At 32.6% G+C, this 13,785-nt stretch carries 10 protein-coding genes; 5 read left to right on the plus strand and 5 right to left on the minus strand.

Translation table 11 applies throughout. The annotated features are described in order from the left end of the window. The first annotated feature begins 273 nt into the window (after positions 1-273). From HOG88_RS09520 to HOG88_RS09540, 5 genes are read left to right on the plus strand one after another with little or no spacing between them, the layout of a single operon-like run. Entirely contained in the window at positions 274-1,038 is a 765-nt protein-coding gene (locus HOG88_RS09520) for a fumarate reductase cytochrome b subunit (protein WP_295005567.1), read from the plus strand. Continuing rightward, complete coding sequence (locus HOG88_RS09525) at positions 1,038-3,023, plus strand: fumarate reductase flavoprotein subunit (protein ID WP_295005568.1); 1,986 nt, start codon at positions 1,038-1,040, stop codon at positions 3,021-3,023. Before HOG88_RS09520 ends, HOG88_RS09525 begins: the two co-directional genes overlap by 1 nt. Continuing rightward, positions 3,023-3,742 (plus strand): fumarate reductase iron-sulfur subunit, encoded by a 720-nt coding sequence (locus tag HOG88_RS09530; RefSeq protein ID WP_295005570.1) that lies wholly within the window; start codon positions 3,023-3,025, stop codon positions 3,740-3,742. Before HOG88_RS09525 ends, HOG88_RS09530 begins: the two co-directional genes overlap by 1 nt. Positions 3,743-3,751: 9 nt before the next feature. Then, the gene (locus HOG88_RS09535; protein ID WP_295005572.1) at positions 3,752-5,959 is read left to right on the plus strand and encodes a dynamin family protein; all 2,208 of its coding nucleotides are present in this window, start codon (positions 3,752-3,754) and stop codon (positions 5,957-5,959) included. Then, a complete protein-coding gene (locus HOG88_RS09540; protein ID WP_295005574.1) occupies positions 5,959-7,995 on the plus strand; it encodes a dynamin family protein in 2,037 nt (678 codons plus the stop codon). The genes HOG88_RS09535 and HOG88_RS09540 overlap by 1 nt, the downstream gene beginning before the upstream one ends. 200 nt (positions 7,996-8,195) lie before the next feature. On the opposite strand, the gene HOG88_RS09545 is transcribed toward HOG88_RS09540, so the two are convergent. The 5 genes from HOG88_RS09545 to HOG88_RS09565 are packed head-to-tail and all read right to left on the minus strand — an operon-like array spanning position 8,196 to position 13,777. Further along, positions 8,196-9,047, minus strand: a complete 852-nt coding sequence (locus HOG88_RS09545) for a glycosyltransferase (RefSeq protein WP_295005576.1) — start codon at positions 9,045-9,047, stop codon at positions 8,196-8,198. Then, positions 9,041-10,165 carry a glycosyltransferase family 4 protein gene (locus tag HOG88_RS09550; RefSeq protein WP_295005578.1) on the minus strand — a complete coding sequence of 375 codons (1,125 nt, stop codon included), beginning with the start codon at positions 10,163-10,165 and terminating at the stop codon, positions 9,041-9,043. The genes HOG88_RS09545 and HOG88_RS09550 overlap by 7 nt, the downstream gene beginning before the upstream one ends. Positions 10,166-10,169: 4 nt before the next feature. Further along, positions 10,170-11,786 carry a phosphoethanolamine transferase gene (locus tag HOG88_RS09555; protein ID WP_295005580.1) on the minus strand — a complete coding sequence of 539 codons (1,617 nt, stop codon included), beginning with the start codon at positions 11,784-11,786 and terminating at the stop codon, positions 10,170-10,172. Further along, entirely contained in the window at positions 11,776-12,519 is a 744-nt protein-coding gene (locus HOG88_RS09560; RefSeq protein ID WP_295005582.1) for a glycosyltransferase family 2 protein, read from the minus strand. The genes HOG88_RS09555 and HOG88_RS09560 overlap by 11 nt, the downstream gene beginning before the upstream one ends. Before the next feature lies 1 nt (position 12,520). Next, positions 12,521-13,777 (minus strand): O-antigen ligase, encoded by a 1,257-nt coding sequence (locus tag HOG88_RS09565; RefSeq protein ID WP_295005584.1) that lies wholly within the window; start codon positions 13,775-13,777, stop codon positions 12,521-12,523. Positions 13,778-13,785 lie beyond the last annotated feature (8 nt).

The following is a 13,785-nucleotide window of genomic DNA, read 5'->3' on the forward strand; positions in this document are numbered from 1 at the left end:
ATATATAGATAATACACTAGAAACTTCTAATATCATACTTAAAACCTAAGCCGTGTAGCAAACCTATTTGACCCATTCCTTACAACTCCAAGAGGAAGTGGCCATAATGCACATATCATTTACAATTTAGTAACCCTAAAACTTTAGGGAACCATGCAAGCTGTTTCCCAAGTATACAAAGGGCTTAAATATACTATGAAGTTCAGAAATATAAAGTGTTTGTAGCCTAATTATGATAGGATAAACTTATCTAATAAAATAGAGGATGTAAAGATGAGTGATTTGATAGAAGGTTACATTGGGAAAACTACAAACGGTAAAAAAAGCCGTATACCAGCAAAACTAGACTATATTCAAAGTTTAACGGGTGGATTTTTAGCAATTTTCATGTGGGGACATATGATGATGGTTTCTTCCATTCTTGTCTCCAAAGATTTTATGTATTATGTGACAAAATTTCTTGAGGGTAGTTTCATCATAGATGGGGGAAGTCCTCTTATGGTAAGTATTTTTGTATTTATAGTTTTTGTAATTTTTGTCGTACATGCCGCTCTGGGTATGCGTAAACTTCCTTCTAATTTTAAACAGTACCAAGTCCTTAAAGCACATACAAAAAGTATTCAACATCAGGATACTCAACTCTGGGGCTATCAGGCATTTACAGGTTTTGTAATGTTTTTCTTAGGTTCTATTCACCTCTACATCATTATGACAAACTCTGCCGATATTGGACCTTATGCTTCAGCAGATAGAGTTTGGAGTGAGTGGATGTGGCCTTTATATATCGCACTTCTTTTAGCTGTAGAGTTTCATGGGACTATCGGTCTTTATAGACTCTGCATTAAATGGGGATGGTTTGATGGAAAAGACCCTCAGGCAACAAGAAAAAGATTAAAAAAAGTCAAATGGGCACTTACAGGATTTTTTCTAACTTTAGGTTTTGCTGCACTTATAGTTTACATGAAAATCGGTATGGAACATGCAGACAAAGTAGGTGAAAAATATGTACCTACTTCAATGATAAAAGAGGCTAAATAATGAAAATAACTTACTGCGATGCTTTAATAATTGGTGGTGGACTAGCTGGTCTTCGAGCAAGTCTAGCTGCACAGAAAAAAGGTTTAAATACCATCGTTTTATCTCTAGTTCCTGTTAAACGCTCTCATAGTGCAGCAGCACAAGGTGGTATGCAGGCTTCACTAGGAAACTCGAAAATGTCTGAGGGAGATAATGAAGACCTTCATTTCTCAGATACAGTAAAGGGGAGTGACTGGGGTTGTGACCAAGAAGTCGCTCGTATGTTTGTTCATACCGCTCCAAAAGCCATTCGTGAACTTGCTGGCTGGGGTGTTCCTTGGACAAGAGTAAGAGAAGGCTCTCGCGAAGCTGTAATTAATGCAAAAAAAACAACAATAACAGAAGATGCAGATAGACACGGACTCATCATGTCCCGTGACTTTGGTGGCACAAAAAAATGGCGTACTTGTTATACATCAGATGCAACAGGTCACACAATGCTTTTTAGTGTGGCAAATGAAGCACTAAAGAATGAAGTCGACATAAGAGATAGAAAAGAAGCTATAAGCCTTATACATGAAAATGAACGCTGTTATGGTGCTATAGTTAGAGACTTAATTACTGGTGAACTTGAAGCTTATATATCCAAGGCAACTTGTATCTCTACTGGTGGTTATGGGAGAATCTATAAACAGACTACAAATGCAGTTATATGTGAGGGAATGGGTGCAGCGATTGCATTAGAAACAGGAATAGCAACTTTGGGAAATATGGAAGCCGTTCAGTTTCACCCTACCCCTATAGTTCCATCGGGAATTCTTCTCACTGAAGGATGTCGTGGTGATGGTGGAATTTTAAGAGATGTTGATGGGCATAGATTTATGCCAGACTATGAACCTGAAAAAAAAGAACTTGCTTCTCGTGACGTTGTAAGTCGCAGAATGATAGAACACATCAGAAATGGCAAAGGCGTTCCCTCTCCTTATGGCGACCATATTTGGCTCGATATTTCCATTCTTGGACGTGAACATATAGAAAAAAATCTTCGTGATGTTCAAGAGATTTGTAAGATATTTAACGGAATTGACCCTGCTGAAGAAGGTCCAAAAGGTTGGGTTCCTGTTCTACCAATGCAACACTACTCAATGGGTGGGATTCGTACGAAAAAAACAGGTGAATCTCAAAAACTAAGTGGACTTTTCTCTTGTGGAGAAGCAGCATGTTGGGATATGCATGGATTTAACAGACTAGGTGGAAACTCGGTGAGTGAAACTGTTGTTGCTGGTATGATTGTTGGAAACTACTTTGCCGATTACTGCATAGACAATGAGTTAGATATCAAAACAAGTACTATTGATAAGTTTTTAGCAAAAGAAGAAAAAAACATAAATACTATTCTTTCCCTTGATGGTGATGAAAGTATTTTCAAAATAAAAGACACAATGCAAAGACTTATGGATAAAAAAGTCGGTATATTTAGAGATGGTGTACACTTAGGCGAAGCGGTTGTACAACTTGAAGAGTTACTTAAAAAAACAAAAAATATCAATGTAAAATCAAAAGCAAAAGCAGGAAATCCAGAGCTTGAAGAAGCATATAGAGTTCCAAAAATGCTTAAACTTGCTTTATGTATAGCAAAAGGTGCCCAACAGAGAACTGAGTCTCGTGGAGCACACTACAGAGAAGACTTCTTAAAACGCGACGATAAAAACTGGCTCAAACGTACACTCAGTTCTTGGCCTAATGAAAATGACACTATGCCTACAATCTCTTATGAAGATTTAGACATAATGAAGATGGAAATGCCTCCTGCATTTAGAGGGTATGGAGCAAAGGGTATGATTATAGAGAATGAGCTCTCTACGAAACGCCAAGAAGAAGTAGATGAACTTCGTGAAAAGATGGAAGAAGCAGGCAAAGATAGACACCAAATACAAGATGCTATGATGAACTTTGACCTTCCAATGAACTATAGAGAAAAAAACGAAAGAATGGGAGAAAAATAATGTCAAGAGATATAACAATATCGGTACTCAAGTTTAATCCAAGAGATGAGGACTCTAAACCAGAATTTGTAGAATACAATCTCAAAGAGACACCTGGAATGACTCTTTTTATTGCCCTTACAAAAATCCGTGAGGAGATAGATGCAGACCTTTCATTTGACTTTGTTTGTCGTGCAGGAATTTGTGGTTCATGTGGAATGGTAGTTAACGGTGTACCAACACTCGCGTGTAGAACACTTATAGAAAACTATCCTGATGGAAAACTTCAACTTATACCTATGCCTGCATTTGAACTCATTAAAGACCTTTCTGTTAACACAGGAAAGTGGATGGATAACATGTCAACAAAGGTTGAATCCTGGATAGTTTCAAATGATGAGGTTGATATCACTAAAATAGAAGAAAAAATGGATCCAGATACTGCTGATGCAGTCTTTGAGTTAGATAGATGTATAGAATGTGGAATTTGTGTAGCATCTTGTGCAACCGCTCTTATGCGTCCTGACTTTGTAGGGCCTGCTGGACTTAACCGTATAGCAAGGTTTTCTATTGACCCAAGAGATAAACGCACAGATGATGACTTTTATGAACTCATTGGTGATGACAATGGTATTTTTGGTTGCATGTCACTACTTTCATGCGAAGATCATTGCCCTAAACATCTCCCTCTACAGAATAAGATTGCCTACCTTAGAAGAAAACTTGTCTCTGTAAAATGAGTCTAAGGTATGAGTTTAACTTCTAACTACTTTTTACTATATCATGGAATCAACCTTAAAGATGGCTCTTGTGATATACAAATAAACACTAGTACCAATGATGACTTTTTTACAAGTTTAGCCATTATATTGATAGTGTTTAGAAAAGATTTTGAGAAGTTTACTATCTTAAAATCTTTTCTTGTCTTTTTTGAGACTTTAAATATTCCTGTCCCACGGACAATTGAAGAACTTTACTCCATACAAAATTCTATTACTAACTATCTCGAGTCCAATACTACACAAAAAAATATTGATATATTAAATAATACATTTAACCACCTAAAAGAAGAATCTATTTTAAACTACGATAATCATAAAAAAATCCTTTCACTTTTTGAGAAAGTTTCCTTTCCAATAATTACAAAACAAATAACAAAACAAAATAACTTCTCTTTTAAAGATAAAAAAAAAAGAGTTACATTACTCATAGAAGAATTTCAACGACAAGTAAAGGATAAAACAAAAGACGATGAGCTCCAAGAGATACATAAGTACTTAGAGGCACAAAAGTTTTCCATTGGTGTAACAGGTGTCATAAACGCAGGAAAATCAACCCTTCTCAATGCTCTTTTAGGAAAAGAACTTCTAGGGAGTGCAGTCATTCCAGAAACACTCAACCTGACCCTTATAAAATATGCTTCAAAGGAAAATGCAAAGGTTTTTTACTGGAGTAAACAAGAATATACTGAAATATTTGGTGAGACTTCAAATGAGTGTATACAAGAGAGCCCGAGAGAACAAAACATAGAAGTTAGCGAACTTTCTACATACACATCTGCAAAGAGTGAAAAAAAAGTTTCACAATTTATAAAGTATGTAGAGCTTGGTGTAGACCTCCCCTTTTTAAGCAATGGTGTAGAGATAGTAGATACCCCAGGTTTAGATGACCCTGTTGTTAAACGCGAAGAAGTGACAAAAGAGTACATCAGCCGATGTGACATGATGTTACACCTTATGAATGTTTCTCAAAGTGCTACAAATAAAGACGTTGAGTTTCTCATAGATGCTCTCTTATACCAAAACATCTCCAAGCTTTTAGTCGTCATAACAAGAGCCGATACAGTTGGTAAAAAAGAGTTGGACGAAGTCATACACTACACCAAAGAGTCTATAAAACAAGAGTTAATCAGACAAAACAAAAACTCGAAACTTGACTTCATACTTGATACAATAGAGTTTATCCCTATCTCTGCATATATGGCTTTAAATCATAGAATCGGGAAAGAGCAAGAAGCACTAGATGCAGGGTACACTCTAGAAGATACAGGAATACTTGAAATAGAAAAGTACCTCAATAAAAATCTATTTGGCTCTTCAAGTGTCAAGGGCGAGCTCATCATAAAGTCTGCTCTCTCACAAATAAAGCATAGCATAGATCAAGAAAGTCAAAGACTTCACTTTGAACTGCAGATGAGTTCAAAATCCCAAGAAGAACTAGAGCTAGAGTTAGTAAACTTGAAAGCTAAACGCGAAGAAGAAGAGAAACATATATTTGAAAAACTCGAGAACTTAGAGTATGAAAACAAAAGAACACAAGAGTATTTACACTCACTTCAAAACTTTTTAAAGAGTGAACTTCTTGAGCTACAGACAACCATAAGACAAAGAGTTGTCACAGATGTAAGATACTCTCTTGAACAGACAAAAAAAGTCCCTCAAAACTCTAGAATAACTTCTATTGTAGAGACTGCATTTAAAGATGGCATCATAGACATCGTAAGAGACTACAGATATAAACTCATCAAAAAGCTACAGCTTTTAACGCAGAGTGATGTAGATAAAAGTTATAAAGAGTCCATAAAACATGGGTTTTTAGTGATGAGTTTAGAACCACTTTTACAAACTCTTGTCAGCTTTACTTCAAATGCAAGACTAAAATCCATTAATGACTTAGACATACAGATAAACACAAGACTCAAAGAGTACTTTTCTAACATTGAAAATAAAATATATACAAGAGCCGAGTCATTGGCACAAGTGCTTATTCAAGAATTTTTTCATTCTTTAAAAGAACCTCTACTTCAGATAAAAGAGAAACTTGCACAAGATGAAGAGAGTTTGAGTAAGTACTTACAAACAAATAGCTTATCAAATGCAGTTGAGCATTCATTAGATATCCATGAAAAGATAAAAAGCCTTGAATTACTCAATGAAAAGATAGAGGTGATGCAATAATGAATCAAATATCACCTCTTTTAAGTAGTTTCGTTGATGAGTATAAGCAAGAGCACCAAACACAAGATGTCATCTATGAAAATTCCCTAGTTGGTGATATAAAAAAGATAAGCGACAAACTTCTTGATGAACGATTCCTTCCCTCTTTACAACTAAAACAGATACTTGATAAACAGATACGTCGTGCAAGGTATCCAATTGAAGTGGCTATAACAGGTCAGTTCTCATCTGGAAAGTCTACCTTTTTAAACGCCTTACTTAGTAAAGACATACTCCCAACTGGTATAACACCTGTTACTTCAAAAGTGAACTTCATCAACTATGGTGAGGAGTATAAACTAAAAATCACCTATCATTCAGGAGCGCAGGAGTACCACTCCATAGAGAACATTTCAAAGTATACAGACCAAAGAGTTCAAAATATAGACAACATAAAGTACCTCACCATCTATGCACCCATGGAGATACTAAAAGACATATCTTTTGTTGATACTCCAGGTTTAAACTCTCAGTCACTTCATGACACACAAACTACAAAAAACATACTCAGAGATGTTGGTGGAATAATCTGGTTGAGCATGATGGACAATGCTGGGAAGTTAAGTGAAAAAGAGATTTTAGATGAGTATATGCCTCAGTTTAAAACAAAATCTCTCTGCGTTTTAAATCAAAAAGATAAGTTTACAGAGGAGCAGATAAATACGACTCAAAAGTATGTAGAAGATAAGTTTAGCAACTACTTTGTTCAAGTAACCGCAATCTCTTCAAAAATGGCACTTGATGGACGAGTGGATGAGCAATCAACACAGATAGACAACTCCATCGAGTCTCTCATAAAAAAGTTTAGTAGAAACATCAAAGAAAATGTAAATGAGAATAACTTGGAGTTTTTCAGCAAGGACTTTTCTACATTTCAAAAAGAAATACATAAGATCAAAGAACAAGATATAAGCCAAAACGCACAACTCATAAAAGAGTCTAACATACAAGAAGTTTTGGAGTTTATAAATACTGTCATGAGACCAAATGCAAATCGTTCCAAAGAGTTTGCAATCAAAAAAGACATAAAAAACATGTGTGGCATCTTGTCAAATGAATATCAAGCGATGATAGCAGTTTATACCTCACTAAAAACAATACTGGGGTCACAAGAAGAACCTACACTGCTCGCGTTTGATGAGATAAATAGACAATACTCTCTAGAACTAGAAAAGATTTATAAGTACATAGAAGAGATACTACAAAAAATAGCACAAGAAATTTATGAAAATATAAATGAACAAATGTCAGAACGCTATGAATCTTCAAAAGCCCTCTTTAGTCAAAAGCATAAGTTTGAAAAGTTTGACTACTCCACCTTTTACATAGATAGTGATACCATCTTTAAAAATCTTTTTTACGATAATGATAGACTTAAAAAAATGCTCAAACGCTCAATGAAACTACTTCAAACTGTTGAGGATGATATCAACACTGCGTTTGAGAGTATTTACTTCAACATAGAAAAAAAAGTGGTCTCTTGGCAAAGTCGCTATGAACTCATAAAGAAAAACAGAGAAATATCTTCGGACTTAGAATTTGCCAACATAAGAAAGTTTGCTTCACAAACGCATGAAAACATTCTCAACTCTTACCATATAGCGATGCTTCAAGACATAGGAAGTTTAAAAGAGAAAAATGCACACTTTAACGCCCTCCTCTCATATTCAAATGAGCAAAAAGTTCAAGCAACTCTCATGTACTTTGAACAACAAATCCAGCAATCTCAAGAATTACACACATCTGACCCCTCTAGGTTTAATATTCAGAGACCTAGTGAAGATGAAATACTTCATAAACTCAAGGATAGTTACTCCTTTCATATGATAGAAGAGTTTTTAAACACTAAGCGCAACTACCTATTTAAAGTTATAAAAGCATCTAAAGAGAACTATGAAGCTATAAACAAAGGAAAAAAAGAGTTTTTAGATGAAAGAGTAAAGCCTTATGAAAAGAAGTTGATTGTCTTAGGAGATATAAAAGTTAGTATAAAGTAAGACTTGGGATTAATCATGGAGTATATAAACTAATAGGGAGTACTCTCTTTTTTACAAGAAACACAAGAACTATTACCCTAGAAAAATTAATTTACTGGTCTGAAAAAAGGGAACCATTATACTATCGTTTTGTACTCTCCATTTTTAATCCCTATATCTTCATCTTTTTATTCTAACATCTTGGAATTAAAAAATAAGATTTACTGGTTAATCTTTAGGGGTTCATTATAGCTTTTAATGATTCCATCTTTACAATATACTGTTTTATTTTTTTGTTTTTTCAACATTAAATCAAAATTATTTTTATGTGCTTCTTTTCTATCTGTTCTGTCATGATTTAAATGAATTAAATTAGCAGCATACCTGCAAGATTTATTTTTTACACCTATAGAATTTAGTCTCCATTCCACATCAATATCATCAGCGATATCACCACTTGGATATGACTCGTCAAATCCATTTATTTTCAACATATCACTTTTAAAAGCAGAGAAGTTACATCCTACTAAAGTTTTTTTCCTATCAAGTAATTTTATGAGTAATACATATAAAATATTTTTTGGAGATAGATAAATTCCCTGTTCAATATGTCGAGCACCATCTGCTTTAAAACGACTCCAAAAGCTAAAAAAATCTTTTTCAATTTTTGTAATACTTAGTACTTTTTCTCTTAACTGCTGAGTCATCATATCCCCAGTATTTACTCTTCTTCCACACAGAACATTATTTGGTTCACTTAATTTCACATGTCCATCCACAAAAGTACTATAAGGTAAACAATCTCCATCAAAGAAAATTAGGTATTCTCCTTCACTAAGTAATATTGCAGCATTTAATGCTCTTGCTTTTTTCCATCCTTCATCTTTTTGAGAGTGATGTTTTATAACAAAACTAGAACTATATCCCACTAGAAAATCACTCACTTCCTTCGAGTCATCATCTTCTGCGACAAGAACTTCAAAGTTTTTATATGTCTGCAACTGCAAAGCATCGAGTATTAAACGAAGTGCTTCAACATCCTTATATGTAGGTATAATAACTGTTACTAGCATACTAACTCATTTTGAAAAATTTCCGCTAAAGCTTGAAACTGTTTTTGACTATTAAACAGTCTCAAGCTTTTTTTCTGTCCCTTTGCTCTGATATTATCCAAAAGAAGAGTATCCCGCATCAGTAATTCTAGCTTATTCGCCAAGTCTTCAGAGTCTTGTGATTTAAATAAAAGTCCAGTCTCTTTATCATCAATTATTTCAATAACACCACCAGTATCAGCACCTACTACTGCACATTTATGCATCATCCCTTCTACTAGAACTAAACCAAATGTCTCTCTTTTTGAAGCGAGGACTATAACATCGCACAACTGATAAAAATCACTTGGGGCATCCATAAAACCTAAAAAAGCCACATTACTTTCTAACTCTTTATTTCTTACATTTACCTGTAAGGATTCTAAATAACTATCTTGCATAGCGTTTCCAACGAAGTAAGCATTTACATTTAAGCTTCTTTCTTTAAGAAGTTCTATTGCTTCTATTAAAAGATACTGGCCCTTATCTCTATTAATTCTTCCAACCATACCTATATTAAATCCTTGTGAATTAAAACCAAGTCTTTTTTTTAAACTTATTTTTTCATTTTCACTTAAAAATTTATTTACTTTTGCCCCAGGGTAAAGAGAAAAAACTTTTGGTCTAATATCATTAGGAATAAATCTCTCTATTTGTTCTTGAACTTGCTTCGTTACGGATAACATCATGTCAACTTGTCTATATAAAAAACGATGATACAAGTCATCTTTAAATCTTGTCATTGTCATATGTCTACTTTGGACAATTTTTGGTTTTCTTTTTGAAATCAGTTTAGCTAAAACAGCTAAAGGCAAATCTTTTGTCCAGTGAATATGAACAAGTTCTACACAATTATTATCTATTATTTTAGCAATCTTTTTTGCACTTAGATAGATAGAAAACTTTGACTTACTATGTACTTTTAAATAGTTTTCATCCACTAAATACTCTTCAAGTTTAGATTTTTCATTAATAATGGAAATCACATTAAAGCAAGAACTTAAGAATTTTGCGGCTTCTGCCATATACAATTCTAGCCCGCCTAAGTCAGGAGACATGCAAAGTTCTATAATTGTTTGTTTATTTACATCTTTTTTCATTAAACTACTTTATTCTCTTTTTTACTATCTCATCTTTATCCACATAAAGTTCCAAGTAACCAGCAACACCACACAAGTCTTTTCCACATACAACATATTTATTTTCATCATGTTTCATATTTGAGATATCATATCCTAAGGTTGTTGCCACTTGTTTAGATATCTTATAGTGAGATGTGTATTTGCTATTTACTTCTTTTTTGAACCTATTATTTACATTTAATGTATATACAAAATATGGTACTTCATAATTTGAAGCTAACTTCAAATTTCCATGTCCACGATGAGTTTCAATTCCTTCCCCATGATCAGATGTAAAAAAAACATATGTAGGTTTTTTTGTTTTATTCTCTAATGTCTTTATTATTTTAGTGATTATGTAATCGGTATATAGAATACTGTTTTTGTAACTATTTCTATCATATTTATCATCTTTATTTGATTTGAACTTTGCAAACTCTTTTGGATATCTTAACTCATATGGAGAGTGTGAACCTATCTGATGTAAAACAATAAAATTAGACTTTTTAAAATTTACATTTTCAAGTCTATCCACTAGCACCTCATCTAAAGCATTCTTTTTCAATTCGTGAGTATCATCTGTTCCATCCATATAATTATCTACCGCATTTAAACAAAGGTAACTTTTAATATATGCTAAACCTATTTGACTCTGCGAACTATAAAAGTAGGTCTCAAAACCATTATCTTTAGCCATTTTAAAAAGACAAGTATTTGTACTTATAATTTGTTCTGTACTGTCAGGTTCATATAAAATATTAAAAAATGAGGGAAGTGCCACATCTGTCACGATACCAGAAGTGAAAGCTATTTGTTTAAAAAAGTTTTTATCTGTACTCAATTTATCTAAGTTTGGGGTGGTGATATCTTGCTCCCCGAAAAGTGACATTTTAGAATGTGTTAAAGATTCTCCCATTATAACGACTATGTTAATATCAGGTGTTTTTTCAATAATAGTTGGTGTTTTTACTATATTTTTAGATAAATTACCTGTTCCAAATAATTTTTGAGGAGCTATTCTTCCAAGGAAGTATCCCATCGTTTCAACACCATTAACGATAGCCGAAACTTCTATGTTTGGCCTTGCACCTTTTTTTGATTCTTTTTTGACATAAACTCGCAAAGGAATAAATAATAAAAACAATATCATAACAAATGAAAGGTATTTCAAAGTAACTCTTTGATTATTTAATTTTTTTAGTAAGAAAAAAACAATAAGACTTGTGGGTAACATTATTAAAATAGGAATAACTGTAATTTCTAAAACTGTACTAAAAGTATCTAATGTTTCCGTAAATTTAGTAAATAATAGAAGATATTCTAATGGAAATATCCAAGTGCCATAATAGTTAAAATGCAAAAATTGCATAAACATAAATATAAGTATGAAGGTAAAAAGTCCTTGTATTGCTTTTTTACTTACTAATAATAATAGAGTAAAAGATATTGCAAACTGAACAATTACTTTATGCGAATCAAGGTTAAATACTAGAAGAGGATTACTCAATCTAAAAAGTTGTTCTGCAATGAGGAGAAAAAGGCTAGTCGAACTAGCAATAATAAAATTATTTTTTATTTTTATTAAAAAATTATTTATCATTTGCTTCTATTTCTATCATAAGAGCATATTTCATATAAGAGCTAAATGCAGATATAACTGCGACATTCCATCCATTTACACCATGAAACAAGCCACCTTTAAGGATAAGACCCTTAAAAAGTGCTCCTGCCCCATGCAATAAAGGGTCTAGTTTAGAAGCACGTTTACCATCTTCATATGAAATCCGAGCTCCACGAGTTATAAACTTATGGGAGGTCTTTATCATCTGTGAATAGTTGTCATATGAGTAATGGAGCATATCTGCTTTTAAATCACATACATTATCAGTATCAACCTTAGCATGACCACCAACTGTTGAATAAGAACAAAGTTTTCTATTATAGAGTCTCGTAACTCTATCTGGGTACCAAAGCTTTATAAAATTTTTACCTACATATGTTTTGCGGCTAAAACTATAAGCAGCATAATTTGTTGTTTCTAAATTAATGTTTTTAATCTCTTTAAGTGCATTTAAGTCAAGTCTCTCATCGGCATCTATACTTAAAATCCAATCATACTTTGCCAATGGTGCCCCAAATGCTTTTTGTACCCCATCTCCAAGATACTTTTGCTCTACAACTTTAGCACCTAAAATGAGTGCAATTTCACGAGTTCTATCATTACTTAAAGAGTCAACAACAAGTACCTCATCACATACTTCCTGAACAGACTTTATGACATCTTCTATATTATTTTCTTCATTTAAAGTAATTATATTTGCTGTTATTTTCATTTTATACTTCTATATTACTATTTTCTAAAGATTTCTTTTCTAACTCACTCTGATATGCGATTATACTTAACAATATAAAGAATATTACATATACATAATTCAAAGGTTTCAAGGACAATGTTTTATTTGCGAAGGATACAAAGAAGAGTGTAAGAAAAATGCTTAAAGATATGTAGAAATATAGACCTTTGTCTTTTAATTTATAAATTAACAATACAACAGCTGAAAAAATCAAAATATATCCAATAAAACCATATGCCGTTAATATTTCCATATGCTCACTATGAAAATGTTTAATTACTACAGCTTTATACTCTTTATCTGCTTTTTCCATCTCTACTAACTTATGTCTATTATCCGCAGGACCCATACCAAGGAAGAAGTTATCTTTGATGATTTCGATTCCTGCCTTGTTAAAATATAGTCTTGCACCAAAAGAACCCGAATAAGTATGATCATTATTTATACTTTTTATTTCTGTTACAGCAGTATTAAATCTATCGATCATTTTTTCATTTTGAGAAAAGATAAATACTATGCCTATTAAAACCGAAAGACTTATTAAAATAAGCTTTTTACTTTTCATAGAGAACATTACTACAAAAATAAAAAAAATTAATAAAAATGCTAATTGAGCTGTTCTACCATTGTTTACTAACAAGGCTAACAATGACAAGAAAGCTGCAAGTATAAATAATATTTTTTCTTCTTTTAGCTTTGAATAAAATACAAAAAATAACGAAGAAAAGAAAGTTATTACCATATATTGAGTAGAAATTGAGTATCTTAAAATTCCTCTTGGATTCAGTGATGAGCTTCCAGCTATTGTAATCAAATCAAAATAAATTATGATACTAAATATTGAATAAGCGGTAAAACTCATAAGTACTACCTTAATTGCTGTTAATGCTTGCTCTTTATTTAAAGATATTAATAACGCTGTAGCAAAAAGCATTTCATACTTATGAAAATTAAAGACTCTTTTAAAGCCTTCAGAAAAAGAGTCACTCCAAAAAACAGCTATTAAACAAAATAAGACAAAAGATATCCACAATAATAAAGGTTTAAATTGCCATAAAATTTTAATTTTTTCAAAAATTACAACTTTATATTTAAAAAATCCCCAAATAACAAGAATTATAGAAAAAAATGCAACCTGAGACTTAATCAAATTCCAAGGAGTTAAAAATAAAAATAGATAGACAAATAAAATATATTTATCTTTATTGACAAAATAGTTCTTTATGGTGTTGTTCATTCTAATCC

The organism is Sulfurimonas sp., from assembly GCF_018698455.1.
GTDB lineage: Bacteria > Campylobacterota > Campylobacteria > Campylobacterales > Sulfurimonadaceae > Sulfurimonas.